The following is a 25,935-nucleotide window of genomic DNA, read 5'->3' as shown; positions in this document are numbered from 1 at the left end:
ATTCATAGGCATTCTTCATGCTTTCCGGTGTGATCGGCCAGCCATTCTCGGTAATTGCGATGCGCGCGGCTTCGAAACCAGCGGAATAGATCGCCATGCCGGTGTTGTAGTACACATCACGCACCAGGCTTTCGGGGCCGCTGCCTTTACCGTTGGCATAGTAGGTTTCCAGCATCGTTTTCACGATTGGGACGTCCTGGCCACCGGCCACGTTGGTCCCGCGAAGGATGCCCTTCGCCTCTTCCGCGCCGATGTTGGCGATGTCGACTTCGTTCAGCCAATTGACCGAGAGATAGCGGTCGATCGGAAAGCGGTTGCGGCGCATTTCCTTGGAGGCGACCACATGACCGCCGGCCAGCAGCCAGCTGATTACATAGTCAGGCTTGTCGCGGCGGATCTTACTCCACGCGCCGGACTGATCCGAACCCGGCAGCGGTACCGGATAGAGTTCCAAGTCAAAGCCTTCTTTCTCGGACAGGGTTTTCAGGATTTCGATCGGCTCCTGGCCGAACGGATAGTCCAGATAGACGAAGCCGATCTTCGCGTCCCCCAGATCGCCGTCCATTTGATTTTTGATGAAGGCGACGTCGTTTGCAGCCTGCTGCCAGTAGGTCGGACCTACCGGGAAAACCCATTCAAACACTTCGCCGTCCACCGCGTCGCCACGGCCGACGAACGACTGCATCAGAACATTGCCGTCCTTCATGGCGCGCGGAAGTACAGCGTTCGTGACCGGTGTGGACAGAAAGTTGAAGATGAAAACACCGTCGCGCTTGAGCTGCTCGTAACATTCCACGCCGCGCTGGGGTTCGTTGCCGTGATCGCGCACGACGATCTCGACCGGATGGCCTTCGATGCCTCCGTTTTCATTCGTGTACATCGCAAGGTCCTGTGCGGCCTGGGCGACTTGTGGCGAAATGAAGGTGTACGACTTGCTGAGGTCGAAGCACAGTCCGAACCGGATCGGTTCCTTGTCCTGCGCGGACGCCATCGTTGCGCCAGTCGCCAGCGCAGCGGTGAGTGCCACCGCCTTGATATGTTGTTTGATCTTCATCTTTTCTCTCCCGTTGATAAAAATTTGGCGGCTTATTGTTGTTCGGGCGCGCTGCCGCTCGTATACGCCGACCCTTCTGGGAACGTGGTCACTCCCCGTATTTCGAGGAACTTTCCTTGACCACATCCCACACGACATCGCTGTATTCCGAGATCCAGTCGGTTTGCGGAACCCAGGTTTCGCCGTCCCACATCTCGATCCGGGTCTTGCCGCCGCCGCCGTGATCCTCTGCTGTCACTGTAATCGGCGCCATCAGTCCGTTGGCGTCATAATCTTCGAGCGTCTCCAGAGCCGCCTTGTAGGACTGCGCCGTGATCGGAAGGCCCTCGGCCTCCGCCGCCCTGCGAGCAGCCTCGAATACGATCGAATACATCGCCAGCCCGGTATTGTAGAAAACGTCCTCTGTTTTCTCCAGTGGGCCGGAGCCCTCTCCCTTGTCATAGAGCTCGGTGATCATCTCTTGGCGCAAGGCAACGTCCTGGCCGCCCACCACGTTGGTTCCGCGCTTGAGACCGATGGCTGCCTCGTTGCCGATATTGGCGATGTCGACCTCGTTCAGCCAGTTGACCGAAATGTATTTCTCCATCGGAATGCGATTGCGCTGCATCTCCTTGGACGCAACCACATGCGCTCCGCCCAACATCCAGACAATCACATGATCGGGCTTGTCGCGGCGCACCTTGGACCAGACACCGGCCTGATCGCTGCCGGGCAACGGAACCGGATAAAGTTCCAGCTCAAAACCCTCTTTCTCGGACAGGGTCTGGAGAATTTCGATCGGCTCCTGACCGAATGGATAATCGAAATACACGAATCCGACCTTCACGTCGGACAGATCGCCGTCGTGCAATTGTTTGATGTAGGCAACATCGTTGGCGGCCTGGCCCCAATAGGTCGGTCCGATAGGATAAACCCAGTCAAAGACAGTGCCATCCACGGCATCGCCGCGTCCGACAAGCGACTGCATCAGAATGCGTCCGTCTTCCATGGCGCGCGGCAGAATTGCCAGGGACACCGGTGTGGACAGCGTATCGAAGACAAAGACACCCTCGCGGCTGAGCCTTGAATAGCATTCGATTCCGCGCTGTGGTTCGTTGCCGTGGTCGCGCACGATGACTTCCACCGGCTCACCACCGATACCGCCCTTCTTGTTTATGAGCTTTGCCAGATCCAACGCGGCCTGCGAAACCTGCGGTGTGGCGAAAGTATATGCCTTGCTGAGATCGTAGCAGACACCCACCTTGAATGGCTCGGCCAGAACCTGTGTCCCGGCAGTCATGCCACCCAACATAGATATTACGGTTAACGCCCTAGTAAGTAATCTCATTTCTTCCTCCCTGAACAGTGCCTGTTTGGAACCTCAACTCAACCAACGTTTGCGTCGGCTGTAGTGTTTGACATTGTGGAAATCCGTACCTTCACCACCTCCGAGATAAAATTCCTGAATGTCGGAGTTGGATTTGAGGGCCGCCGCTGTGCCGTTCATGACAACACGACCGTTCTCGATCAGATATCCTTCTGAGACGATCTCCAGAGCGGCAAGGGCGTTCTGTTCTACCAAGAGCACCGACATACCTTCTTCCTGGTTGATTTTTTGAAGTATGCCAAAGATCTCGGCTACCAGGAAGGGCGCAAGACCAAGGCTCGGCTCATCCAGCATCAGCAGGCTCGGCTGGGTCACCAGCGCGCGGCCAATGGCCAGCATTTGCTGTTCTCCGCCCGACAGATAGCCGGAAAGCGAATTGCTCCGCTCCGCTAGGCGGGGGAAATAATTGTATATCTTCTCCTTTTCCCCATCCAGTTCTGATCGGGACATGCCCATCGGTGCGGCTGCTGTCAGGTTCTCGTCCGGGGTGAGGTGTTCAAAGACACGCCGGCCCTCGATGACATGGCAAATACCCATCTCCACGCGCTTTTGTGCGAGCATCTCGGTAATGTCGGTGCCTTCGAATTTGATTTCACCCCGGCTGACACGTCCTCTTTCAGCTTTCAAAAGACCGCTGATCGCTTTCAAAGTGGTGCTTTTACCCGCTCCGTTGGAACCCAGAAGCGCGATCATCTCGCCCTTCGGCACCTGAATCGAGACACCCTTGATTGCCAGCATCACGTTGTCATACAGCACCTCGACACTGTTCATCGACAGTATGGGCTGGGCTTCGACCTTTTTATCCATCGTCATTCCTCTTTACTTCCTGAGCTGATCGAAGGGCCAGACCATCAGATAGTCCCTGATATTGCCGTAGAGCTTTCCAAGCCCCAAAGGTTCGATCAGAAGAATTACGACAATCAGCGCGCCATAGACGGCGTTCGGGATATGGGCGAGCGTTTCGACGTTGATCTGCATTCCAAGCGACTGGCTCGCCGTCGAAAATAGCCCGTTCACCACACCCGGCACGAGCAGGATCAGGGCAACGCCGAAGTAGGACCCGATGATACTTCCCAGCCCGCCGACGATCACCATCGCCAGCACCTGGATTGAAACTGTCACCGAAAACTGTTCCGGCGCGGCGAGGAAGAAGAATGTCGCAACCAGCAAGGCACCACTGACGCCCGCAATAAAGGACGACGTCGCGAAGGCGAGGATCTTGTAGTAGAAACTGTTCACCCCCAGGATCGCGGCGGCGAAGTCCTTTTCACGTACGGCGACCAACGCCCGCCCCAGTCCGGTACGTTTCAGATTCAGCATAAAGATCGTCACCAGTACGCACCAGCCGAAGGCGACATAGTAATAGCCCGCGTCAGAGGTGATCTCCTGCCCGAGCAGTGCCAGTGTCGGAGATTGCAGCGATGCGTGGGAGCCCCCCGTAATCGCGGGTGAGTGAGTCAGCACCCAGTCCATGACGAACTGCATCGCCAGCGTCGTAAGCGCAAGATAGAGACCTTTGACCCGCAATGCAGCGAAGGCGAACAGGCTGCCGATCACCGACGATGACAACCCGCCGATGATGAGCGCGAATTCCCAAGGGATGCCGAACCGCACCGCATGGATCGCGGAATACGCACCCACAGCCATAACCGCAGCATACCCCAGATGAAGCTGTCCGGCCCACCCCGTCACAAGGTTCAGCCCAAGCGCGGCGGCCGTCCAGATCAGCCATGGGAGCATGTAACTGTTCAGATAGAGCGACGGCACGATGAACGGTGCCGCAAGTCCGAACAGGAAGACGAACATGGCTAGGTTCCGGTCAGCAGGTATCTTGAATACACGGCTGTCCGAGACATAATTGGCATGATGGACACCGGAAAGTCGGAAAAACATCCCTTACACCCTTTCAATTTCGTGACGACCGAACAGTCCATGCGGACGGATCATCACTGTAAGTATGAGCACGGCGGCGACGATGAGTTCCCGGCTTCCGCCTCCGACAAGCGGATCGAGGAAGTCGGCGCCCACATTTTCCAGGATACCGAGGATGATGCCGGCGATCACGGCACCCAGAATGCTGTCGAGGCCACCCAGAACAGCCACCGTCAGACCTTTGAGCAGCAACAACGACAGCGCCTGGTCCACGCCCTGAATCTCGCCCCAGATGACGCCTGCGGCCACGGCCACCACCGAAGCAAGGGCCCAGGAGAGTCCGACGCCGCGCTCGACTGAAATCCCGACCGACCACGACGCCATGTAATCATCCGCGATCGCCCGCAATTTGATGCCCGTGCGGCTGCGGAAAAACACCATGAAACCGACAAAGAGTGCGATCGCGACCCCGGCGCCGACAAGGTGGATCCGACTGATGAAAAGATCGCCCAGAAACAGCGGTTCATAGCTGACCCCCAGTTCCATCGACCGGGACGTCCCGCCCCAGATCGCAAGCGTTGTGCCCCGCAGGAAAATATCGAGACCCAGCGTCAGCATCAGGATCATAATGACCGGGCGACCGGCGAGCCGGCGCAGCGCGACACGCTCGATGCCGAATCCCAGGCCGAACATGATCACCGCAGCAAGTGGGATCGCGAGCCAGAGCGGCAGACCCGCATCATGTGAAAGAGCGAGAACCACATAAGCCCCGACCATTGTCAGCCCGCCCTGTGCCAGGTTGGGCACCGAGGACGCCTTGTAAATCAGCACGAGGCCGATGGCGAAAAGCGAATATAGCAGACCCGTCAAGGCGCCGTTTATCGCAAGCTCTGCTAGAAAGACCCAATCCATTCATACCTCCCTGATGGGAAGGCTCTTTTCGACCTTCCCTACTTCTCCGGTCTCGTAAGTCACCTGGGCGCTTACATGGACCTCTTTTGAACCGTCGTAGAGTGCCGCGACAACGTCGGCATAGCGTTCCTGAACGACCTTGCGGCGCAGTTTGCGCGTTCGCGTGATTTCGCCATCGTCCGGGTCGAATTCCTTCGGCAGGCTGACAAAGCGTTGCAGACGCAAAGGCTCGGTGAGAGCCTTGTTCACCCGCAGAAACGCCTCGTGCAGCAGCTTGGCCACCTCGTCGCGCTGCGACAGGTCGGCATAGGATACATACGGCACACCGTTCACCTCTGCCCAGTGTCCGACCGCCTCGAAATCTACGCAGACCATTGCCGTCAGTTCATCCAGTCCGGCACCAAGAACTGCCGCATCCTTGATGTAAGGGCTGAACTTCAGCCGGTTCTCGATATAGTTCGGCACATAGCGTTCACCCCCGGCTGTGTGCATGACTTCCGACACACGGCCCAGAACCACGAGATGACCATCGTCCTCGATGTAGCCGGCGTCACCAGTATGCAGCCACCCGTCCTCGAGGGCTTCAGCAGTCGCTTCGGGTTTGTTGAAATAGCCTTCGAACACACTGTCTGAACGCATCAGGATTTCCCCATCGTCCGCGATCTTCAGTTCAACGCCCGGCGCGGGTTTGCCAACGGTATGAAGGCGTACCTCTCCTGGCGCCTGTATCGCGTTGATCGCGCTGTTTTCGGTCTGGCCATAGAGCTGGCGAAGCTTGATCCCGAGGGCGCGATAGAAAACAAAAGTATCTTCCCCGATTGCCTCGCCGCCGGTGAACGCATTCTTCAGGCGGCTCATCCCGAACTGGTCCTTGATCGGACCAAAGACAAGCGCCTCGCCCAGGAACCGTCCCAAAGGCTCCAACGCGCCGCCACTCTTGCCGTTCAGCTTGCGCGTCTCGGCGGCAACTGCACGGTCCATGAAGAAATGGTACAGCCATTTCTTGAACGGGGTCGAATTCTCCATGCCGACCTGGATCGTCGTCAACATCTGGTCCCAACTTCTTGGTGCCGCCAGATAAAAGGTAGGTGCGATTTCCCGCATATCGCGCACGACCGTTTCCTGACGCTCCGGCACGTTCACGGTAAATCGCCAAAGCAGCGCCGCCCCGACAGTAATGGCAAAGTCACCCACCCAGGCCATCGGCAGATAGGCGAGGATTTCCTCGTTCTCGTCGAAGGCGCCCGCAGCATGGCCATTCCTCGCCGCCGCGAGAACGTTCTTCTGGCTCAGCACGATACCTTTCGGTTTGCCGGTCGTTCCCGAAGAGTGCATGAAAATCGCCGGGTCTTCGGGCTTCGCCCTGTTCAGAATGGCCTCGCGGCGGCCCGCATCCCCGTCAAGTTCGCGTTGACCGATCTCGATCAGGTGATCCCATGACATAAGACCGTCATCTTCATATGTTCCCAGCCCGCGCGTTTCGTCGTAAATGACATGGGCAATGCCGCTCGCACTTGCGCTGCGCAATTCAAGAATTTTGTCGACCTGTTCCTGATCTTCTGCGATGGCCGCAACGATTTCGACTTCGCCGAGGAAATGCTGAAGTTCTTCGAGCGTAGCACCCGGATAGGCCGGCATCGCGTAAGCCCCGAGCAGCGAGATCGCAAGCATGCCCTGATATAGACGTGCACGGTTGTCACCAAGTATCAAAACGGCCTTGCCCGGCGCTACGCCGACCACTTCGAGACCGGCCGCGCAGGCCAGAACCTCGTCCACGTAGTCGGCCCAGGTGCTTTCTCTCCAGATGCCGCGCTCTTTCTCGCGGACCACGATATCCGATCCATGGTTTGCCGCGTTCCGCGCCAGCAGCTTTCCAAATGTCTCGTTGGCGGAATTTTGCAATGTCGTCCCCTCAGCCATGCGACCCTCCAACATATGCTTCAATGACCCTTGGGTCTTTTACGACTTCTCTCGGTATGCCGCTGGCGATCATTTCACCGTAGTTCAACGCGAGCATACGGTCGCAAATGCCGATGATGACGTCCATATGGTGCTCGATCAGCAGAACGCTGACGCCCCGTTCGGCCCGCGCATCCAGAATGAAACGGGACATATACCCTTTTTCTTCCTGGTTCATGCCTGCCATCGGTTCGTCGAGAATCAGCATCTTCGGTTCCGCGACCAGTGCGCGCGCAAGCTCGACCCGCTTTTTAAGTCCGATGGGCAGACCATCGACCAGTTCGTGCCGAATACTCTCCAGTTGAAGAAATTCGATCACCTCTTCGACGATCTTGCGGTTCTCGATTTCTTCCCGCTGTGCGGCCCACCAATAAAGCGCCGTGCGGATGACCCCCGGCTTCATGTGAATGTGCCGCCCGAGCAAAATGTTATCCAGAACGCTCATCCCGTTGAACAGGGCTAGGTTCTGGAATGTTCTGGCAACCCCGAGCGTTGCGACCTTGTGTGGCGCGGTGCCCGTGATGTCTTTACCTCCCAGCCGGACAGTCCCGACGTTGGGAGGGTAGAAACCCGTGATCGCGTTGGTAAGTGTTGTCTTGCCGCTGCCATTCGGACCGACAAGTCCAAAGATCTCCTTGGGTTGAATGACAAGATCGACACCTGTGACGGCGACGATACCGCCAAACCGCCGCTCGATCCCGCGACATTCCAGTATTGCCCCATCACCGGTACCGGCATCTGTTGTTCTTTGCGTCATCATCTGGATCCTGTTGTCCCTCGCTAGGTTCGGTCTTGGTATCAGGAAATCCGGAAATAATCCGGTCTCCCTGTTGGCCAGGGATCACCCCACATTTGTTGCCCGCCGTCGATGTTAAGAACTTCTCCGGTCACGAATTTCCCGGAATTGGCCGCCAGATAGACTACGCCTTCTGCAACATCCCATTCATCCCCGGCGTGGCGCATCGGATTGGAATCCTGAAAAGTTGCCGCGCCTTCAGCGGGATAGTTTCCGAAACCGGTACTTTCGCAACAGCCGGGCGCCACGCAGTTCACGCGGATATCATGCGGCGCCCATTCCACGGCGACTGATTTGGACAGGTATACCACACCTGCCCGGGCCGCACAGGTATGCGCGATGCCGGGCATCCCGCGCCAGATGTCGGCCACGATGTTCACAATCGAACCCGGTTGCTTTTGCGCGACCCAATGCCGCGCCGTGGATTGCATCATCCACCAGGTGCCATTGAGATTGGTATCTATGACAGCGTTCCAGCCCTTCGGAGAAAAATCCAGAGCGGCTTGCGGAAACTGCCCTCCCGCGTTGTTGACCAGAACGTCGATCGACCCGAATTCCTGATTGACCGCAGCTACGAAATCTTCGACCTGTTCGGGGTCACGGATCGTCATCGGCATGGCAAAGACCTTGGCACCCAGACTTTCGAGAAATTCCTTGGCCGACGCCAGTTTCTCCTCGTTACGTCCATTTATCGCAAGATTTGCTCCGAGCTTGGCAAACAGGGCCGCAATGGCTAAACCCAATCCACCGCCCGCACCGGTGACAACAACAGTCTTGGCTTCGAATAGATCGCGTGCAAACACGGTCGAGCGTGCTGACAGGTCTTCTCGCGAAGACCCAAACTGCGTCTCATTCATGACGCTTCCTCCCTTTTCCCCCATTCGGGGTTATTCGGATAATCTAACGCGTGTTAGAAAATAATCAAGCTAAGAATTTCACCTACTTCCGCCATTCGTTTTCTCCTAGTAAGTTATTAAAAATTCAAACATTTTCCTCCCGTTGACAACGAATTCACTTGCGTCGTCACTGGTACGGTGCGGAACAAGAGGGTTTCTCTCGTCAGCCGTCTGACGTGGTATACCTTGGCGTATCCGAATCTCCTAACGGTGATCTGTGATGCCTTGGTCGCCTCTACGAGGTGTAGAACGGGATCAAACCGTCTTCTTGCCGGCAACCTGCGCCGTCGAAATCCGGACTTTCAACACATGCACGGCGTGTCGACCGCCCCTGCCACGCCGCGGCGGTCTTGAACTTGGACGTATTCGAAACAGGCTTTTTGTGCTCTCCGATCATCGGTTCCAAGGTGCGCGCAGGTTGCGCATCGGTGCCAAACTTCACAACAGGATTACCGAGACCCAGCTGAGACCGGCCCGCAATTCCGAGATTGCCTGCATTATAACGGTCGCCTCGGCAATGCCAGACCTGCGTCATCTACCTGTTCCTGCGTGCCGATCCCGAGGCACCCACCGTCATTCATTGCCCCCGTACAGATCATGAGAAAACCCACCGTTGCGATCGCGCTCTAATCAATAGTCGCCGTCGAACCGGGTACACCTTCATAGGATCTGGTCGCGTAATTCCCTCCGCTCATCCGTCAAAGGAAATGTCACGGAGTGTTTCTCGTGCCGTCCAGTCCTATGATCCCCGCCTCGTAAAGGGCCGTGATCTGTTTGTCGTCAAACCCAAGCTCGCACAGAATGCTGCGCGTGTCGGCACCAGGCGCGCGTCCCAGCCACCGAAGCGCGCCCGGTGTGGCGCTGAGATGCGGGACCGGGCCGATAACCTTGGTCGGCTCACCCTCGACCGATACGATGTCGCCGCGATGGCGGATTTGCGCGTTCGTTGTAATATCCTCGACGCTCAGCACACGCGAGGCGACTGCATCATGACGCGCGAACTCCGTTTCAACTTCGGCAAGTGTGTGCTGCGTGACAAAATCATTGATGGCGTCGAAAACCACGGTCATATGCTGAGACATCTCGGCAAGGGTTGCGAACCGCGTATCATCGGCCAAGGCGTCACCGCCGACCGCGCGCAGCAGCCGTTGCGCGGTTTCCGCGCTTCCTGCGGAAACGGTCAGCCATACCCCATCGGATGTGCGGAACATACCCCCCGGCGCAAAGTCCATCGGCTGGCGCAGCCCGTTGCGTCGCGGCGAATGGTCCGCGCCCGTCAGGGCGGGAACGGGATAATCCATCAACCGAAGCAAGGCTTCGAACACTGCAAGATCGACGACCTGACCGCGTGCGGTTCCCTGTTCGCGGGCAAGCAGTGCGATCATGATCCCCAATGCGCCCATCAGCCCTGTCGTGCTGTCAGCGGCCGGAAACCCGGGATGCATCGGCGGCCCGTCGGTGAAACCGGTCAGATGCGCCAGACCGCTCATGGCCTCAGCCGCACGGCCAAAAGCAGGTACATCCCGCATCGGGCCGTCCTGTCCGTAGCCGGACACGCGCAGAATAACCAGATCCGGGTTCCACCCATGCAGTATTTCCGGCCCGATGGCCGCACGCTCAAGCACGCCTGGTCGAAAATTCTCGACAAGGACATCGGCACCTTCAACCAGCTTGCGCAGGATGCCCCGGCCTTCGTCCGACTTCCAATCCAGACCCAGAGTCTGCTTGTTGCGGCCCAGTGTCTTCCACCAAACACCAACCCCGTCCTTGGCCTTGGGTCCGAGGTCACGCATCATGTCCGTTCGGTTCGGTGCTTCGACTTTGATGACATCCGCACCGAAATCAGAAAGCAAGGCGGCTGAAAGCGGGCCGGCGATGACATGGCCGAGTTCGATAATTCTGAGGTTGTGTAGGGGTCCAGCCATTTGCTCTCTTCGCTAATAATCTAACACGCGTTAGATTATTAGCGAAAGGAATGTGAGTTCTCAAGGCATGAGATAAGGAAACTGGATTGGTGTATCCAGACACACGGCGTCAGACAAAAAGGTGACGCGCGCCACAAAGCAGCGCGCGTCAATGGACCATTCGTTCAGTCAGGCCAGTCCGTGATCAGGCCAGTCCATGAAGCGAAAACGGCAATTCGCGCACAATCGTGCCGGTTGCCCGGCGTACGGCATTGGCCACGGCGGGCCCAATGGGCGGTGTGCCCGGCTCGCCTATGCCGGTAGGGGCCTCGGTCGACTGAACGATATGGACATCCACCTGCGGCATGTCGCTGATCCGCAGTGGTGTGTAATCGTAGAAGTTCGACTGGTTTACCTCACCCTCGGTCAGGGTGATCTCCTCGCGCAGGATCGCGGAAAGACCGTAGCCCAGTCCCCCCTGGACCTGCGCTTCGATGTTCGAGGGGTTGATCGGCACGCCGCAGTCGACACCGCAGGTCACGCGCTCGACCTTTACGGTGCCGTCTTCGCGGATGCGAACATCCGCAACCTCGGCGACATAAGAGCCAAAACTCTTGTGCACCGCGATACCCCGTGTGAGGCCATCCGGTACCGTGCCGGCCTTGTCAATCGCCAATTCCAACACCCCCCGCGCGCGCGGATCGGTAAGATAGCGCAGGCGAAATTCCACAGGATCGGCGCCGGCCGCTTCCGCCAGTTCGTCCATCATCGTTTCGACCACATACGCGGTGTGGGTGTGCCCGACCGAGCGCCACCAAAGAACCGGCACGCCAACTTCCGGATGGTGGATATCGACCGACCATCCCGGAATGGTGTAGGCCGAATGCTCCCCGAGGCCCTCGACCGAAGAGGCATCGACACCATCCCGAACCATGAACTGTTCGAACGCGGTTCCGATGGCGATACCTTGCCCCACCACGCGTTGTTCCCACGACGTGATATTGCCGTCGGCGTCAAGACCGGCGCGCACACGGTGCATGTGCATCGGACGGTAATAACCGCCGCGCACGTCGTCTTCGCGTGTCCAGACCAGTTTGATCGGCCGGGCATCCCCGTGCGTTTCCAGCCAGGCCTTCGCGATCATTGCGGCCTCGGCCACATAGTGGCTGTCGTAGATCGCACGGCGCCCGAAAGATCCGCCGCCCCAGAGGGTCTCGATTGAAACCGAACCCGGATCAATGCCAAGCACCTGCGCACCTATGTTCTGGTCCAGAGTCTGGATCTGCGATCCAGTCCAGAACGTGGCTTCGGTGCCGTCAAAACGAACGGTAACGTCGATTGGCTCCATCGGCGTGTGCGCGAGGTAAGGGAAAGAGTAGTCCGCTTCGATCACCTGTTCAGTGTCGGCCTGCGATACGACGGCGCTGTGGAATGCGATACCTTCCTCATCCAGCAGCGCGGTGTATTCGGCCCGCAGCTCTTCGGTTCCCCGGTTTTCGGCCTGCGAAAAATCCCATTCCGCTGACAGCGCGTCGCGGGCCTGAATGGCCTGCCATGTAGACTCAGCAATCACCGTCGCCCGATCAGGCAACTGAATCACGTCGATCACGCCGGGCATCGCCCGCGCCTCTGTGGCGTCCAGACCGGCCAGTACGCCGCCGAAACGCGGACTGCGCAAGCTGACGGCGTAGACGAGCCCTTCCATGGCCACGTCCATCCCGTACATGTTGGTTGCACCCTGGGATTTGCGAACCACGTCAACGCGTGGAAAGGACTTGCCGATATAGACCCATTGATCAGGCGTCTTGAGCGTGACGCTTTCGGGCACGCTCTGCCCTGCGGCAGTCTCGGCCATGTCGCCAAGGCTGGCTGACTGTGATCCGTCAGTGATCTGACCGCCCGCGATGCTGATGCTGGCGGGATCGACGCCCCAGGTCTGTGCCGCTGCTGCGATCAACATCGCGCGTGCAGTGGCTCCCGCCTCGCGGTACTGTTGCCAGGAATTGGCCATCGCGGTCGACCCGCCCGTGCCCTGCACGCCCATCAGAGTATTTGCATAGAGATCGGTATTGGCGGGCGCGAACTCTGTCGTGACCTGTGCCGAATCCGCATCAAGTTCGTCCGCGACCAGCGTGGCGAGACCCGTGGCTGTTCCCTGCCCCTTGTCGAGGTGTTTGACGATCACCACCACGGTGTTGTCGGGGCGAATGTGAACGAACGGCGTGGCAAGCCCGTCGACGCCGCCCTGCGCTGCGGCGGACACGGGCCGAAGGGCGGCACCCAACATCAGGCCGCCCGTGGCTCCGGCAGACAGTTTCAAAAAGCCCCTGCGCGTCAGCGCGGGCGTCGGCATGGTCGGTGCAATAAATCTGTTCAGCATCTTAACCCTCCATAATCTCGGATGCGCGATGGATCGCTTTGCGAATCCGTGCGTAGGTCGCACAACGGCACAGGTTTCCGTCCATTGCCGCGTCGATATCGTCGTCGGTTGGTTTGGGCGTGTCCCGCAAGAGCGTCGTCGCCGACAGGATCTGGCCTGACTGGCAGTAGCCACATTGCGGCACCTCCAGCTCCACCCAGGCTCTGCGGATCGCCTCGGTCGTGGCGTCTTGCGCACCCTCGATCGTCGTCACCGTGGCCCCGTCCAGGTCTCCCACGAAGGTCTGGCACGAGCGTACGGGCGCCCCGTCCACATGCACCGTACACGCCCCACAGGACGCGACTCCGCAGCCGAATTTGGTGCCTGTCAGGCCCAGTTCATCGCGCAGGGCCCACAACAGCGGCGTATCCCCGGCCGCCGCGATCTCGCGCGGTTCGCCATTCAAAGTAAGTTTGATCATTTTCTCGGTTCTCCTTTTTTCTCAGCCAAGGTCCGGCGCAGTGGCCACGAACGCTTCGTCATTACTTAATCTGTCCCACCAGTCCTGCATGCCGTCGAGGGACAAGATCGCGGCGCCATCCTCTGTCATCGTCGCATACGCAATGAGCGGCCCGAGCAGGTAGTCGGCGAAACCGGGCGCGTCACCGGAAAAAAATGGCGCATCTTTCTTGTTTTCCAGAATAAGCCTGATCAGTTTTCTGGCCTGATCCAGATTGGACTGCCTCATTTCTTCGTTTTTTCCGCCGACCACATCGGGGAACAGGTGATACGCCACAAAACCAATGATCGCGTCGTAGCCGTAATTGGTGATCAGCGCAGCGTTCTCGTCCGCCTTCGCGCGTTCTTTCGCATCCTTGGGAAACATCGGCGGTTCAGGGTCGCGCGCTTCGAGGTACCGTACGATTGCATCGGTTTCACGCAGACGCATCCCGTCGATATCGAGAACCGGCACCTTGCCGAACGGGTGGCGTTCAAGATGTTCGGGTTCTTGCGTTTCGCCTTCCAGGACGTTGACCGGCACCTGGTTGTAAGAAATGCTCTTACGCGCCAGCACGCATCGCACCGTGCGCACGAAGGTCGATCCGTCAAAACCGAAGAGAGTTGTTTCTGTCATCTGGTCCTCGTTGTTGTCATTTGATGGAATGTGGGAGCGCCGCCTGCGGTGCCGCATCGCCGGATATGTTCGCAAGGTCCGCAGCCAGGAGATCGACAAGATCGCGCACGGCGGTGCGCAGCGCCTCGGCTGCACCCGGCCCAAGCCGGTCACCGATCCGGCCGGACAAGGCGACCGGCACCTCCGCCGCGCGGGTCCGCAGGGCGACACCGTCCGGCGTCAGGTGCACCATGACGTGTCGTTCGTCGGCCCGGTCGCGCGTCCGGGTCAGCAGGCCGAGTTTCTCCATCCGCTTTAACATCGGGGTCATCGTACCGCTGTCGATATGAAGACGCCGTGCCAGGCCACCGACATGAATCGGCCCCTCTTCCCAAAGAACCAGCATGACGAGATATTGCGAATAGGTCAGCCCGAGAGGATCCAACAGTGGACGGTACATGCGGCCCAACAGGTTGGTCGCGGCGTAGAGCGGAAAACAAAGCTGGCTGTCCAGACAAAGAAGACCGGACGCGTCGTGTGTATCAGTTTCGACCATCACTGAACGCTCCGACGGTTTATGTTCGGGGACAACCCGATCAACCGGATGAGCACAGGTCCGGAACCGCACACCGCCGCGGTGCGGACGGCTTTCTCATTCAAATCGACAGGCTTATCCATGTGGTCCTCTCTAAGAGCGGCTGGTCCACCGCTGCTTCGGACTACAACTAGAACAATAATTTTGATTGGCAAGCAAATATTTCGTACACGAACTTAATGGGCCTGAATGGCCCGCATTATATGAGACAACAGGCAAGCGCCTGATTAAGGGGCGCCTTGCAGCGCCCCTATTGATGGCTAAATCACATCCAGGTAGTAGGAACGTAGCGATACGCCTCGCCATCCGCGAGGATACGGCCAAAGCCCGGAAAGTGGATGTGGCTCCCCGCGACAAGCGTCTTGTCAGCTGACACCATGTCAAAGACGCGGCGTCGGGATTCCGCAGCCTGGGCCGGATCGCTGTCGAACCCAAACCCAACATCGGGCAGTGCAGTGTGAACATCGGCCGAGGCAAGCGTGTCAGCGATCATCAGCAACTGCCGGTCGCCGCCATCGATCCGCACAATCGAGTGGCCCGGTGTGTGGCCCGGAGACAACATCATGGACAGGCCGGGCGCGGCCTCGGCACCGTCGGCGATACGCGTCACACGATCGCCATAGGCCCCAAGCACGGTCTGGGCCAACTGGAACATACCTTTCGCCTCATCCGGCGCCTGCGCCATCATCGCTTCATCGGTCCAGAAGCCTGCTTCGACCTCACCCAAAGCCAATTCGGCGTTCTTGAAGACGGCATCACTGCCACGGATCAAACCACCAAGATGATCGGGATGCGCATGGGTCAGAACAACCATGTCGACATCGTCGGGGGTGACGCCTGCCGCAGCAAGTCCGGGGATCAGACCGCCAAAGCCAGGCCCCAACAATTCCTGCTCTCCCATTCCGGCGTCGATCAGAATTGTACGCTCGTCGGATTGCAGGAGAAATGCAGAAACCGGCGCAGGCAACGCATCGGGCCCGATACCGATCTGCTCCATCAGCGGGTCGATCGCTTCGCTGCCGAAAAAGAACCCCCTGCCCAGTGGTGCGATCCCATCCAACAGGGCGGTGATGCGATATCGACCGAGGGGCGCAGAGTAGAGGGCCGCGCCCGGTGTCGCGGTGTGTCCGGCAGCCAGCGTTGGGCTTGCTACTCCGGTAAGGGCGGCGGCGGCTGGCAGCGTTGCGGCGCCCTTTAAAAGGGTGCGTCGGTTGATCTGAGCCATGGCATTTCCTTTCGCTCTAGAATATTTCGTATACGAAGTTTCGAATCGGGCTTACGGCGTTTCGGCTTTCAATCCCGACCCGGTGGCCCTAGATAGCGTGTATGGTACAAAAATCCAACCTGAATGATCTTGCCTGTTTTCAGGTCTACATGCTTCACCATGCGTTCGGGCGATTTTACCAGACGGCTTTCGCCGAGACTGGGCTTACTTACGCAAAATACGTCATGCTCAAGGCTCTTGTCGAAAAAGGGAAAATGTCGCTTTCCGAGCTTTCCGCGCGTCTCGGGGTCGAACCGAACACGGTATCGCCCCTGGCCAAGAAGATGGCCGGGGTCGGGGTGATAGAGCGGGTGCGAGACCCCGAGGATGAACGCCGTATTGTTTTGTGCCCGACCGAATATGGTCTCGCCATTCTCAAAGCCGCCGACCAGACTGTCACGCAGAATTTCGCGGATCTCGAAATTTCCGCAGAAGACCGTTCGCAGGCGATTGCATTGATGTCCCGGCTCCGTTCGGCGGTGGAACAGGCAAGCCCGAAACGCCTCGAACTTCCAGAAGCTCCCTCGGCGGAAGGACGCGATCCGCCGGATTGAGCGGCAATATCCCGTCACATGCCGGATGCCCCAACGCACGAAAAATTTCCTTGCCATTGCACAAACCCTGCCTAGCTCATGGCATCCGAAAGTGATCACTCATCTAAAGCCTCCGCCAAGCGCGTGAGGCCCGAAAAGGACTGTATACAATGGATCTCAATGCCGATTTTTCGCAGCGTGTCGTCGTTCATTCGGACACGATCGACTGGCAGCCCTCGCCGATTGAAGGTGTGGACAGACGCATGCTGGACCGGATTGGCGACGAAGTAGCGCGGGCCACCACCATCGTGCGTTATGCACCCGGCAGCCGTTTTTCGGCACACACCCACACCGGCGGCGAGGAATTCATCGTTCTTGACGGAGTCTTTCAGGACGAGCATGGCAATTACCCGGCGGGCACATACGTTCGCAATCCGCCCACGACCTCGCACACACCGGGATCGAAGGCAGGATGTACGATCTTCGTCAAGCTGTGGCAGTTCGACATGGCCGACCGCACCCAGTTCCACAAGGATATGGAGGCAGAGCTGGGCGCACCGACAGAAGGGGTCGCCACGACGATCCTGCACCGGGATGCGCGCGAGGTTGTGACCTACAGCAAGCTGGAGCCCGGCGCGGTCACGACGTCGCAGGCACCGGGAGGGATAGAGGTATTGGTCATTGGCGGAGCGGTCACGGTTGACGGTGAAACCCTGAAGCGGAACGACTGGCTGCGCCTGCCAGATGGTGAGACTTTGACGGCGACAGCCGGTGATCAGGGCGCAAGGCTCTGGATCAAGACAGGCCACCTGCCCCACGCAAAAGCACCGGCGGTCTGATCCCGGCGACTACAACTGTTCTGGTGCCGTTGAGGGGTGTGCCGCTTCGGCCCGGAACGCGCGATGAAACCAGTCTATTTCTCGCGAACCCAAGCCGATCCTCTCACGCCAATCGAAGTTGTACCCGCGTTCGGATATTTCCGGGCGGGTGCGCTTGTGCCAGCGCAGCAAGCTCACAGCGACTTCTACCGAAATAGGGAATAACACCTGATTCCCAAAGAGACGACCGCGTCGGTGCACACTGCCGTGCACCGCGCGCCAGGCCTGATCACGCTGCGGCTGTTGCGCCCTCCGGAGCGGTGTCCTCTTTCGGAGGCTTGATCCGAAAGAAGAGCGCATAAAGTACCGGAACGGCGATCAGCGTCAGAACCGAAGCAAATGCAAGACCGCCCATGATCGTCACTGCCATCGATGCAAAGAAGGCATCCGGCAGGAGTGGAACCATCCCGAAGATCGTCGTGCCTGCCGCGAGCACCACAGGGCGCAGACGGCTGACTGATCCGTCGATGACCGCCTTGTAGTCGGGTACACCCTCTGCACGCTGAAGGTCTATCTCTTCGACCAGAACAATTGCGTTCTTCATCAGCATACCGGAAAGCGACAGGAAGCCCAGAAGGGCAGTGAACGTAAACGGCAAGCCTGTGAACAGGAGCCCCAGTACCATTCCTGTTACCGACATCGGTACGACCAACCAAAGGATCAGCGGTTGGCGGACCTTGTTGAACATCAGGATCGAGATTGTCAGCATGACGAGAAAACCCAGCGGAAGCTGCTTGCCGAGACTTGCCTGCGCATCCGCTGCGCTTTCGAATTCGCCACCCCATTCCATCACGTAACCTTCTGGCAGCGGAATGGCCTCGATATCGGTCCTAACACTCCGGAACGCTTCGTCCGCGGTCAGATCGCTGCGCGACCCGCCCATCGCGGTAATGGTGCGCTCGCGGTCACGTCTTTGTATAAGCGCCTCGACGAGGCGTGTCTCGAAACGCTCAACGAGGTTGGCCATCGGAACGTAGGACCCCGCACCATCGGACCACACGGAAAGATCGGAAAGGCGGTCAATCCCGTCACGTTCGCTCTCCGGGAGGCGGAGGTTGATCGAGATCACCTCGTCGTCCTCGCGCAACTGACCAACACGCAAGCCGGACGTTCCGTAGCTTATGGTGTCGGAAATCGCGCCGCGCGTTGCACCGGCCAGACGCATACGCGATTCATCGACAATCGGCTCGACGAGTATCTCACGCTGGCGCCAGTTGGTCCGCGGGTTGGTGATCGTACCGGAATCCTCGAAGATCCGCATCGCATCATCCGCGAGTTGCCGCAGGATGACAGGATCCGGCCCCGCAAACCGAACCGCCACGTCGGCACCGGATGGCGGCCCGAACACAATCTGCTCGACGCGGATCAGCGCGTGAGGGAATTCGGCTGGCAGATCCCGGTTCAGTCGGCTCGCGATGGACGGGATTGCCTCGGCATCGGCGACCCGGACGATAAGCTGTCCGTAACTGGCATCCGCCTGCTCGGGATTATAAGTCAGCATGAAGCGGCTTGCGCCTCGCCCGACAAGGGTCGTCACATCCGTGACGTTGTCCTCGGCGAGCAGCATCTGTTCGAGCCGTTTCATTTCAGCGTCGGTGACGTTGATATCGGTCCCCTGTGGCATCTGGAACTCGACATAGAAGATCGGAGTGTTCGACGCCGGGAAAAACGCCTGCTTGACCTGCCCAAAGGCCATCACGGACCAGACCGTTATTCCCACAATGATCAGGACGACAATAACCCGGGTCCGCAAAGCCAGCCAGAGGAAGCTGCGATAAACTCCGTAGAACGCCCCCTTGTAGGGATCGTCAGAGGTCTCCTTTGGCGCGCGGAGCAGCAGTTTGCCGAGATAGGGTGTGACCGAAACCGCAAGCGCCCAACTCATCAGCAGCGAAATCGCGATGACCGCGAAAAGCGAAAACAGGAATTCGCCGGTCGCGTCAGGCGACAGGCCGATCCCGGAAAAGGCCATGATCCCGATAACGGTCGCACCAAGCAAGGGAATCGATGTGGCGGTTTCCGTCTCGGCGGCGGCATCTTCCGCGGACTTGCCCCGCGCCACACCGATCACCATTCCTTCTGTGATGACGATGGCGTTATCGACAAGCATCCCCATCGCGATGATCAGGGCACCAAGGCTGATCCTTTCCATCGGGATGCCGAAGACAGACATGAAAAACAGTGTAGAGAAGACAGTGAGCGCCAGTGTCACACCCACCACCAGACCCGCACGCCATCCCATCGTCAGCATCAGCGCGGCAACGACAATGCCCACTGATTGGCCCAGACTGACGAGAAAGCTCGAAACAGCCTCGTCCACGACAACGTGCTGCTCGTAGACCGGTGTGATCTCGACCCCGGCCGGCAACGCGGCCTTGAGCCGGTCCAGGCGCGCCGAGACACCCGCGCCGACCTCGACAACGTTCCGGTCCGTCAACGCCGATACTCCGAGAGTGAACGCCGCCGCTCCGTTTTGCCGAATAACCTGACTTGGCTGTTCGGCTTCATCGCGGGTAACCTTTGCGATGTCGTAAACCGCAACCTGACCGACCTCACCGGGAACACCAAGTCGAAGTTCCTCGATACCTTCCGGACTCACGTAACCCGGCGGAACTGAAAGGTCGATACGGGCGGGACCTTCGGTAATCGCACCGTTCGTGAACACCTGGTTTTCGTCGGCAAGGACGCCCAGGACCTGCGTTGGAGGAAGCCCAAGCTCCGTCAGCCGGGAAGATGGGACCGAGATATTGATCACCTCTTCCGTAAGGCCCTGAACCTCGACCTTGGCGACGCCATCGACGGTCACCAGCCCAAGTCGCAGGGTCGTCGCCAGATCACGCTGCTCTACCGGGCTAAGCCCTTCGGTCGTCACCGCATAGAACATGCCATAGACGTCGCCAAAATCGTCATTGATGATTGGCGGGCGCGTACCTGTCGGAAGATCCCCCTGCACATCGCTGATGCGGCGGCGCATCTCGTCCCACACCTGCGGGATCTCGTTCGGACCGTAGGTCATCTCGATTTCGACGGTAATCTGAGCCATGCCCGGCATGGATTTCGATTCAACCCGGTCGAGTTGCTTCATCTGCTGCAACGCGTTTTCAATGACGTCGGAGACTTCCTCTTCGACCTCAACAGCCGTGGCACCCGGATAAGGCACGAAGACGAGAGCCGTCTTGAGGGTAAAGCTGGGATCTTCGAGGCGACCGACGGTATTGAGGCCCCAATACCCGCCAACCATGCAGAAGATGATAACCAGCCAAGCCGCCACCGGTCGCTTGATGGTCGCACGTGAGATGCTGAGTGCCATGGATCTGTACCCGTCCTATCAATATTGGATCAGAGACCCGAAATCATCACTGCCTGATTGTCCCTGAGCCGCCACCAACCGCCCGAAACAACCAACTCGTCACCATTCAGGCCCTCCATGACGATAATCTCGTCATTGACGGGAAGTCCCAGCCGGACCGTCCTGCGCGCGACCTGTCCGGAAGATTCCTGATAGATCCAGATGGACGGGTCGGTTCGGCTTGTCGTGTCCACCGCCGAAACCGGAACGATGACGGATTGCGGACGGTTTTCATCGGACGCGGCGGCGATGCGCACATCCGCTGTCATGCCGGGCAACAGACGTGAATCGATATCACCGGTGATCGCAAATTCCACATCGTAGGTCTGGGCTGTCGGATCAGCGTCGGTCGAAAACGAACGCAGCACGAGTGGCACCGTGTACCCCGGTACCGCAGGAAAGCTCGCGACGATGTCGAACGCGTCGGGCGCAGAACGCGCAACTGCCGCAAGTTCTTCGGGCAGTGAAATCATGATCCGCATCTCGCTCACATCTTGCAGACGCGCCACCGGCGCGGCCGAGGTGACGTTGACGTACTCCTCGACGAAAGTACGCGCCACAATCGCGTCAAACGGTGCGGTGATCTGGGTCTGCGACAGACGCCGCTTGGCCTCGCGCAGTGCCACGTCTGCCTGTGCAAACTGGGCGCGCGCAGTATCGAGGCGCGAGTCGGCTGCGACCCCACGCTCGGCGAGACTTGAAGCGCGCTCAAGCTCGGAATTCGCGAGGTCGAACGAGGCCTGCGCCCGATCGACAGCCAAATCAAAATCAGCCTGATCGAGTTCCGCAATCACGTCGCCCTTGCGGATTCTGTCGCCCGGCTCGACATCGAGGGAAAAGATCTGCCCCGGCACCTGAAACGCGATGTCTACTGTGCGTGCAGGCTCGACCCGGCCCGCAACGGCCCGGGATTGATTGACCACGCGGCTGAGCGCACGCGTCACTTCGACCGTCACCGGCCGATCGGGTTCGGATGCTGTCTGCGTCTCGGCGTCGGTTTCCCCGGCATTCATTTCCGTCTGGGCGAATACACCCGTCAGGGACCCCGGAAGGAACGGCACGGCCAGGGCCGCTGCGGCCGCCAGCACGATGACGAAAGCAACCCGCTTCCAGTTTTTGGTCTTCCTATTAGAGCTCATCAATCATAGTCCTTAATCGTTCGATGACGCGTTCTCTGATTTCCGCGCCGCCGTCCGGAAGATTCAACAGCCGTTGGAACCGCAGACCCTGTATCGCCAGGACCGCGATCATGGCGGCCGGCGCGTCCTGCGTGTCTGTCAGTATACGTTCGAGGTCGCATGTTAGATCACTGCGAAGCGGATCAAGAAGCCGTGGATCCGAGGCGGCGGCCGCAAGGATTGCCATTGACAGGTCGTCGTCCACGTCTTTTGAGTGTATCACAATTTCAAGATGCCCGGTTAGAGTGCGCGCTGGATGCCGCACCGGTACATTCGCAAGAAGCTCCCGGTGCGCGGCCAGCATCTGATCCAACAAGCTTGAAAGCAGCGCTTTCTTCGTCGGAAAGTTGTAGAGCACGCCGCCCTTGCTCAGCCCCGCCTCCTTTGCGACTGCTTCGATCGTAACTTTGCCCGCTCCTTCACGCGCAGCAATCGCGCGTGCAGCGCCGAGAATTCTCGGAGATGCGTTTCTCGATCCCGCTGACTGCCCTGGCTCATTCACAACTGTACCATCCGGTCGGTTTAGATTTTCGCGAGAGGTAGTCCGGGGCTGCATCAAGGTCAAGGTCTTGATCAAATCCGTCCTGAAACAGGGCACCGAGGCGTTCATCAAACCGCAGAAGTGCCTAAATTTAGGCCTGTTACGCTAGGTATTACCCGCTGAGTAAATCCCTAGAAACACGTCAACCGCCCTTTCGGCATGCGCTGGCGCATCGATCGGCTGGCCAACCGCCAGCAGTCTGGGCATGATAATGCCCGAGATGGAAAGATGAATGAACTGGCTTGCAGTGCTTTGAACGTCCTGCATTTTTACCGATCCGGCTTCTTGCAGGACCCGAAGAACCTGCCCGACAATTCTGGTGGCCCGCCTTGGCCCCGCTTCCATATATATTTGCCCTGCCTCGGGCAGCACTGAAACCGCGCGCGTGCAGGTACGCAGAAGTCGAATGTAGTCATCGTCCAGGACCAGTCTGATCATGCGCCGAGAAAGTTGTTCCAGAACGGCTCGCGGTGAATCGTTGCGTGAAAGCGGTCGGGAGATTTCGACAGAGAGCCTGTCGCATTCAGCCTGCACAACGCGTAAGAACAGCATGTTCTTGCTCGGGGAACGGGCATAAAGCGTCGCTTTGGATACTTTGGCCTCCTCGGCAATCGCATCGACACTGGCACCTTCGAATCCACACCTCAGAAAGACCGTCTTGGCTCCGCTCAGCACATCGGCAACTTTACTTTGCCTCATGTCGGCCGCCTGCTGCAGAACCGTGGGATCGAACGCGCTTTATCGATAATCTGGCCTTCCCCAAGGCTTGCACACCCGCGCATTTTCCCAATTGGTTCATTCAAACAGTCCCCAATTCATCTTCTGCGAAGACACCCTCATCCTTCCATCGTTCCGCGATATGTCCCAGTGTGTCCAGAACACCTCGCAGGTCATTGCCACGCGAGGTCAGGCCATAGGTGACTGCGGGAGGAATTGTCTGCTCCTGTTCGCGCCAAATGACCCCGGCGCCCTGAAGCATTCGCAGGCGTTCGGTCAGCATGCGGGTTGATATTCCTGGCACGGCACGTTTCAGCGCACCGAACCTTTGCGGTCCCTGATCGCTCAGGACCCAGATGATATAGGTCGTCCACGGCCCCATAAGCAGGCGCAGAATCGAATCCATGGGACACTGTGGCGGGGTCTTGGGCATTGACGTTCACACCTGTGATAGGCAGTTACTTTTCCGTTCCTACTTTAGTATAAGTTGCAAATCAACTATTCCTAAAAGGTCGAACGACACCCGAAGGCGTCCTGCAAACCCGAAGGAACAGACAGACATGACCCGCATGCCAACTCTTTTTATTCCACATGGGGGCGGCCCGTGCTTTTTCATGGAGTGGGATCCCCCCGATACGTGGGACAGGCATCGCAGCTTTCTGGAGACCCTCCCCGCCAGTCTCCCGGAGAAGCCAAAGGCGTTGCTGGTGATCTCGGGGCATTGGGAGGCGCGTGAGTTCACCGTGCAGTCGAATCCAGCGCCGCCCTTGTTGTTCGACTATAACGGCTTCCCGCAACACACCTATGAGCTGACTTGGCCGGCACCCGGTGATCCCGCCTTGGCCACCCGTGTGGGTGAACTGTTGCAGGGAGCGGGCTTTGAGACCGGGACCGATACCGCGCGCGGCTTCGACCACGGCGTCTTCGTGCCGTTGAAGCTGGTCTTTCCAGAGGCCGATATTCCCACCGTTCAGCTTAGTTTGCGGTCCGATCTGGACCCGGATGCGCATCTGGCGGTTGGCCGTGCGTTGGCACCGCTGCGCGACGAGGGGGTTCTTATCATCGGATCGGGCAACACCTACCACAACATGGGTATAATGATGCAGAGCATGCGCGGCGCACCACAGAACGGCACGGCGGGTACAGAATTCGATGCCTGGCTGACCGAAGCAGTGACATGCCCCGATCCCGACGAACGCAACCGCAGGCTTGCGCGGTGGTCGCAGGCACCGGGTGGGCGCGACGCCAATCCGCGCGAAGAGCACTTGATCCCGTTGCATGTCGTCGCGGGCGCGGCGGGCACTGATATCGGCCGGAAAACTTTGGAGGACACCGTCCTCGGTGCAGTCGAAAGCGCCTTCCGGTTCGGCTGAGCAGCAACTCTGAAAAGGAGCACCGAACATGTCCAGCGCACTCAACGGGCCCGACACCGTAACCGGCGCTTCCGGTCATCTCGGAAGTCAGGTCATCGAACCCATCGTTGCGATCACCCGCGCACCGGGCAAACGGCTTGCCGTGCAATGCCGCGGCGGGCGAGGGCAAGGCGGGATATATGGCACGCGTCGAATGTGCACGGGCTGCTGCCGTCGCTTTTCTGGACGTGGCCACCGGCGACGTTGCGGAACTGACCGGTCAGGCACCGCAATCGGTCCGCAGCTATCTGTCGGCCAACAACCCCGCCCTTGCCGGTTAGCAAGCACCAGATTTACGGAGACCCTATCATGCTGAAGATACCGCCACGCACCGGGCCAAAGCCCGTCACCACGCCCTGCGCCCCGCATACGCAGATCAGCCAAAACCCCGACTCCTTATCCTATCAGGCATTCAAGGAAAGGGCCTTCGACTTTCCCTTTGTAACCCGCCAGCCATCGCGGATTTCGGTTCCGGGGGCCGAAGCGTTGTGCCTCGAACATGGACAGGGCTGCGGTTGCCGCGAAGCCTTCATGATCGGTAATGAGTTCGCTCATGTCCATCCGCCTGAAGACGGTAGCCTGCACATGATGCTGCCGGAAGATGCCGTCCCGAAGATCGTCGATCTGGGATGGGCAGAGCCGCACCCGATGGCGACAGCGGGCATGATACCGTTGACTGCTGTCATGGTCTACGCACCAAGAGACAATGCGGAAATCGGCACTGTTCTCGATCTCCTGCGCATGTCCTATGACTTTGCCTGCGGACGGCTCGGACGAGTCGATAGCATCGCTCTCTAGGGGATACACGCGGCGGAGCACGACGGTCGGCCAGCCATACCCTGTCACCCGTCGTGGAAAAGCTCTGAATCCTCGACGCGTTTTTGCGCCAGCAGAAGGCTGCATCCCAGTGCATCGCTCAACTCGGCCGCAACCGACCGGTTTAACCAGCGGGTCCACACGCCCTGGCGGTGGTGCCCGACGACGACCAGATCGGCCCCAGTTTCAGCCGCGGCACCTTTGATTTTCGCAACGGGATCGCCAAAGTCCATGCGAAGCTCAGGTGCCAACCCCATGGCGGAAAGTCTCTGATGGCCTTCGTCGAGGATCGCCCTGAAATCGGCTTGCTGGTGGACCAGCGCGCCGGCATCCGCGCCCTGCGCCAGCGCGTTGCCCGCGACTGTCTCGACCACTGCGAGCAGGATTACATCGGCACCGGTGATCTGCGCTAGCCGCGCC

Annotated in this window: 26 protein-coding genes; 5 read left to right on the top strand and 21 right to left on the bottom strand. The window is 59.0% G+C overall.

Annotated features, from left to right (window positions below):
• The 15 genes from BUC08_RS23555 to BUC08_RS23485 form a co-directional block, all read right to left on the bottom strand.
• Positions 1-1,054, bottom strand: a 1,054-nt coding sequence (locus BUC08_RS23555; protein ID WP_073194604.1) for an ABC transporter substrate-binding protein, incomplete at its 3' end; no start/stop codon positions are given.
• 88 nt (positions 1,055-1,142) lie between these two features.
• Positions 1,143-2,333 (bottom strand): ABC transporter substrate-binding protein, encoded by a 1,191-nt coding sequence (locus BUC08_RS23550; RefSeq protein WP_224556216.1) that lies wholly within the window; start codon positions 2,331-2,333, stop codon positions 1,143-1,145.
• Positions 2,334-2,414: 81 nt separating this feature from the next.
• Positions 2,415-3,227: an ABC transporter ATP-binding protein gene (locus BUC08_RS23545; RefSeq protein WP_037931553.1), complete on the bottom strand. Its 813-nt coding sequence runs from the start codon at positions 3,225-3,227 to the stop codon at positions 2,415-2,417.
• A gap of 12 nt (positions 3,228-3,239) precedes the next feature.
• Positions 3,240-4,226: a branched-chain amino acid ABC transporter permease gene (locus BUC08_RS23540; protein ID WP_234973793.1), complete on the bottom strand. Its 987-nt coding sequence runs from the start codon at positions 4,224-4,226 to the stop codon at positions 3,240-3,242.
• 90 nt (positions 4,227-4,316) lie between these two features.
• Entirely contained in the window at positions 4,317-5,204 is an 888-nt protein-coding gene (locus tag BUC08_RS23535) for a branched-chain amino acid ABC transporter permease (RefSeq protein ID WP_037931546.1), read from the bottom strand.
• A complete protein-coding gene (locus BUC08_RS23530) occupies positions 5,205-7,124 on the bottom strand; it encodes an AMP-dependent synthetase/ligase (protein WP_051694704.1) in 1,920 nt (639 codons plus the stop codon). It lies immediately after the preceding gene.
• Positions 7,117-7,923 carry an ABC transporter ATP-binding protein gene (locus BUC08_RS23525; protein ID WP_200796238.1) on the bottom strand — a complete coding sequence of 269 codons (807 nt, stop codon included), beginning with the start codon at positions 7,921-7,923 and terminating at the stop codon, positions 7,117-7,119. The genes BUC08_RS23530 and BUC08_RS23525 overlap by 8 nt, the downstream gene beginning before the upstream one ends.
• A 38-nt stretch (positions 7,924-7,961) precedes the next feature.
• Positions 7,962-8,816, bottom strand: coding sequence for an SDR family oxidoreductase (locus tag BUC08_RS23520; protein ID WP_037931540.1), 855 nt, complete (start codon positions 8,814-8,816; stop codon positions 7,962-7,964).
• 274 nt (positions 8,817-9,090) lie between these two features.
• Positions 9,091-9,390 carry a hypothetical protein gene (locus BUC08_RS23515; protein ID WP_037931538.1) on the bottom strand — a complete coding sequence of 100 codons (300 nt, stop codon included), beginning with the start codon at positions 9,388-9,390 and terminating at the stop codon, positions 9,091-9,093.
• Between the two features lie 175 nt (positions 9,391-9,565).
• Complete coding sequence (locus tag BUC08_RS23510) at positions 9,566-10,780, bottom strand: CaiB/BaiF CoA transferase family protein (RefSeq protein WP_037931536.1); 1,215 nt, start codon at positions 10,778-10,780, stop codon at positions 9,566-9,568.
• 184 nt (positions 10,781-10,964) lie between these two features.
• On the bottom strand, positions 10,965-13,139 hold the full coding sequence (locus BUC08_RS23505) for a xanthine dehydrogenase family protein molybdopterin-binding subunit (RefSeq protein ID WP_037931533.1): 2,175 nt from the start codon (positions 13,137-13,139) through the stop codon (positions 10,965-10,967).
• A 1-nt stretch (position 13,140) separates the two neighbouring features.
• A complete protein-coding gene (locus tag BUC08_RS23500) occupies positions 13,141-13,599 on the bottom strand; it encodes a (2Fe-2S)-binding protein (RefSeq protein ID WP_037931531.1) in 459 nt (152 codons plus the stop codon).
• Positions 13,600-13,620: 21 nt separating this feature from the next.
• Positions 13,621-14,253 carry a glutathione S-transferase family protein gene (locus tag BUC08_RS23495; protein ID WP_037931528.1) on the bottom strand — a complete coding sequence of 211 codons (633 nt, stop codon included), beginning with the start codon at positions 14,251-14,253 and terminating at the stop codon, positions 13,621-13,623.
• A 16-nt stretch (positions 14,254-14,269) separates the two neighbouring features.
• Complete coding sequence (locus tag BUC08_RS23490; protein WP_037931525.1) at positions 14,270-14,788, bottom strand: MarR family winged helix-turn-helix transcriptional regulator; 519 nt, start codon at positions 14,786-14,788, stop codon at positions 14,270-14,272.
• Between the two features lie 304 nt (positions 14,789-15,092).
• A complete protein-coding gene (locus tag BUC08_RS23485; protein ID WP_037931522.1) occupies positions 15,093-16,052 on the bottom strand; it encodes an MBL fold metallo-hydrolase in 960 nt (319 codons plus the stop codon).
• 101 nt (positions 16,053-16,153) lie between these two features.
• On the opposite strand from BUC08_RS23485, the gene BUC08_RS23480 reads away from it, so the two are divergent.
• On the top strand, positions 16,154-16,645 hold the full coding sequence (locus tag BUC08_RS23480) for a MarR family winged helix-turn-helix transcriptional regulator (RefSeq protein WP_081855495.1): 492 nt from the start codon (positions 16,154-16,156) through the stop codon (positions 16,643-16,645).
• A 149-nt stretch (positions 16,646-16,794) separates the two neighbouring features.
• Positions 16,795-17,463 carry a cupin domain-containing protein gene (locus BUC08_RS23475; protein ID WP_037931519.1) on the top strand — a complete coding sequence of 223 codons (669 nt, stop codon included), beginning with the start codon at positions 16,795-16,797 and terminating at the stop codon, positions 17,461-17,463.
• 268 nt (positions 17,464-17,731) lie between these two features.
• Here the strand turns inward: BUC08_RS23475 and BUC08_RS23470 are convergent, their stop codons facing one another.
• From BUC08_RS23470 to BUC08_RS23450, 5 genes are all read right to left on the bottom strand, one after another.
• The gene (locus tag BUC08_RS23470; RefSeq protein ID WP_037931516.1) at positions 17,732-20,812 is read right to left on the bottom strand and encodes an efflux RND transporter permease subunit; all 3,081 of its coding nucleotides are present in this window, start codon (positions 20,810-20,812) and stop codon (positions 17,732-17,734) included.
• A gap of 29 nt (positions 20,813-20,841) precedes the next feature.
• On the bottom strand, positions 20,842-21,990 hold the full coding sequence (locus tag BUC08_RS23465; RefSeq protein WP_037931513.1) for an efflux RND transporter periplasmic adaptor subunit: 1,149 nt from the start codon (positions 21,988-21,990) through the stop codon (positions 20,842-20,844).
• Complete coding sequence (locus BUC08_RS23460; protein WP_224556217.1) at positions 21,980-22,606, bottom strand: TetR/AcrR family transcriptional regulator; 627 nt, start codon at positions 22,604-22,606, stop codon at positions 21,980-21,982. The genes BUC08_RS23465 and BUC08_RS23460 overlap by 11 nt, the downstream gene beginning before the upstream one ends.
• 69 nt (positions 22,607-22,675) lie before the next feature.
• Entirely contained in the window at positions 22,676-23,269 is a 594-nt protein-coding gene (locus BUC08_RS23455) for a TetR/AcrR family transcriptional regulator (protein WP_037931511.1), read from the bottom strand.
• A 100-nt stretch (positions 23,270-23,369) separates the two neighbouring features.
• The gene (locus tag BUC08_RS23450) at positions 23,370-23,693 is read right to left on the bottom strand and encodes a winged helix-turn-helix transcriptional regulator (protein ID WP_037931508.1); all 324 of its coding nucleotides are present in this window, start codon (positions 23,691-23,693) and stop codon (positions 23,370-23,372) included.
• A 154-nt stretch (positions 23,694-23,847) separates the two neighbouring features.
• On the opposite strand from BUC08_RS23450, the gene BUC08_RS23445 reads away from it, so the two are divergent.
• The 3 genes from BUC08_RS23445 to BUC08_RS23435 all read left to right on the top strand — a co-directional run bounded on the left by BUC08_RS23445 (position 23,848) and on the right by BUC08_RS23435 (position 25,497).
• The gene (locus BUC08_RS23445) at positions 23,848-24,660 is read left to right on the top strand and encodes a DODA-type extradiol aromatic ring-opening family dioxygenase (RefSeq protein ID WP_037931505.1); all 813 of its coding nucleotides are present in this window, start codon (positions 23,848-23,850) and stop codon (positions 24,658-24,660) included.
• Between the two features lie 179 nt (positions 24,661-24,839).
• Positions 24,840-24,980 (top strand): hypothetical protein, encoded by a 141-nt coding sequence (locus BUC08_RS24715; protein ID WP_156024902.1) that lies wholly within the window; start codon positions 24,840-24,842, stop codon positions 24,978-24,980.
• 28 nt (positions 24,981-25,008) lie between these two features.
• Positions 25,009-25,497: a luciferase domain-containing protein gene (locus BUC08_RS23435; protein WP_037931499.1), complete on the top strand. Its 489-nt coding sequence runs from the start codon at positions 25,009-25,011 to the stop codon at positions 25,495-25,497.
• Between the two features lie 44 nt (positions 25,498-25,541).
• Here the strand turns inward: BUC08_RS23435 and BUC08_RS23430 are convergent.
• Positions 25,542-25,935 (bottom strand): universal stress protein (locus tag BUC08_RS23430; RefSeq protein WP_073194601.1); only part of this gene is annotated, 394 nt, incomplete at its 5' end.

This window comes from Pseudosulfitobacter pseudonitzschiae (assembly GCF_900129395.1).
Classification (GTDB): domain Bacteria; phylum Pseudomonadota; class Alphaproteobacteria; order Rhodobacterales; family Rhodobacteraceae; genus Pseudosulfitobacter; species Pseudosulfitobacter pseudonitzschiae.
Note: the sequence above shows the minus strand (reverse complement) of the source record. Positions and strands in the feature narration are given on the sequence as shown.

Excerpts from the sequence above, each read along its gene's own strand:
- BUC08_RS23550 (WP_224556216.1), bottom strand. The coding sequence starts at position 2,333 with ATGACTGCCGGGACACAGGTTCTGGCCGAGCCATTCAAGGTGGGTGTC.
- BUC08_RS23545 (WP_037931553.1), bottom strand. The coding sequence starts at position 3,227 with ATGGATAAAAAGGTCGAAGCCCAGCCCATACTGTCGATGAACAGTGTC.
- BUC08_RS23540 (WP_234973793.1), bottom strand. The coding sequence starts at position 4,226 with ATGTTCGTCTTCCTGTTCGGACTTGCGGCACCGTTCATCGTGCCGTCG.
- BUC08_RS23535 (WP_037931546.1), bottom strand. The coding sequence starts at position 5,204 with ATGGATTGGGTCTTTCTAGCAGAGCTTGCGATAAACGGCGCCTTGACG.
- BUC08_RS23530 (WP_051694704.1), bottom strand. The coding sequence starts at position 7,124 with ATGGCTGAGGGGACGACATTGCAAAATTCCGCCAACGAGACATTTGGA.
- BUC08_RS23525 (WP_200796238.1), bottom strand. The coding sequence starts at position 7,923 with ATGATGACGCAAAGAACAACAGATGCCGGTACCGGTGATGGGGCAATA.
- BUC08_RS23520 (WP_037931540.1), bottom strand. The coding sequence starts at position 8,816 with ATGAATGAGACGCAGTTTGGGTCTTCGCGAGAAGACCTGTCAGCACGC.
- BUC08_RS23515 (WP_037931538.1), bottom strand. The coding sequence starts at position 9,390 with ATGACGCAGGTCTGGCATTGCCGAGGCGACCGTTATAATGCAGGCAAT.
- BUC08_RS23510 (WP_037931536.1), bottom strand. The coding sequence starts at position 10,780 with ATGGCTGGACCCCTACACAACCTCAGAATTATCGAACTCGGCCATGTC.
- BUC08_RS23505 (WP_037931533.1), bottom strand. The coding sequence starts at position 13,139 with ATGCTGAACAGATTTATTGCACCGACCATGCCGACGCCCGCGCTGACG.
- BUC08_RS23500 (WP_037931531.1), bottom strand. The coding sequence starts at position 13,599 with ATGATCAAACTTACTTTGAATGGCGAACCGCGCGAGATCGCGGCGGCC.
- BUC08_RS23495 (WP_037931528.1), bottom strand. The coding sequence starts at position 14,253 with ATGACAGAAACAACTCTCTTCGGTTTTGACGGATCGACCTTCGTGCGC.
- BUC08_RS23490 (WP_037931525.1), bottom strand. The coding sequence starts at position 14,788 with ATGGTCGAAACTGATACACACGACGCGTCCGGTCTTCTTTGTCTGGAC.
- BUC08_RS23485 (WP_037931522.1), bottom strand. The coding sequence starts at position 16,052 with ATGGCTCAGATCAACCGACGCACCCTTTTAAAGGGCGCCGCAACGCTG.
- BUC08_RS23480 (WP_081855495.1), top strand. The coding sequence starts at position 16,154 with ATGGTACAAAAATCCAACCTGAATGATCTTGCCTGTTTTCAGGTCTAC.
- BUC08_RS23475 (WP_037931519.1), top strand. The coding sequence starts at position 16,795 with ATGGATCTCAATGCCGATTTTTCGCAGCGTGTCGTCGTTCATTCGGAC.
- BUC08_RS23470 (WP_037931516.1), bottom strand. The coding sequence starts at position 20,812 with ATGGCACTCAGCATCTCACGTGCGACCATCAAGCGACCGGTGGCGGCT.
- BUC08_RS23465 (WP_037931513.1), bottom strand. The coding sequence starts at position 21,990 with ATGAGCTCTAATAGGAAGACCAAAAACTGGAAGCGGGTTGCTTTCGTC.
- BUC08_RS23455 (WP_037931511.1), bottom strand. The coding sequence starts at position 23,269 with ATGAGGCAAAGTAAAGTTGCCGATGTGCTGAGCGGAGCCAAGACGGTC.
- BUC08_RS23450 (WP_037931508.1), bottom strand. The coding sequence starts at position 23,693 with ATGGATTCGATTCTGCGCCTGCTTATGGGGCCGTGGACGACCTATATC.
- BUC08_RS23445 (WP_037931505.1), top strand. The coding sequence starts at position 23,848 with ATGACCCGCATGCCAACTCTTTTTATTCCACATGGGGGCGGCCCGTGC.
- BUC08_RS24715 (WP_156024902.1), top strand. The coding sequence starts at position 24,840 with ATGGCACGCGTCGAATGTGCACGGGCTGCTGCCGTCGCTTTTCTGGAC.
- BUC08_RS23435 (WP_037931499.1), top strand. The coding sequence starts at position 25,009 with ATGCTGAAGATACCGCCACGCACCGGGCCAAAGCCCGTCACCACGCCC.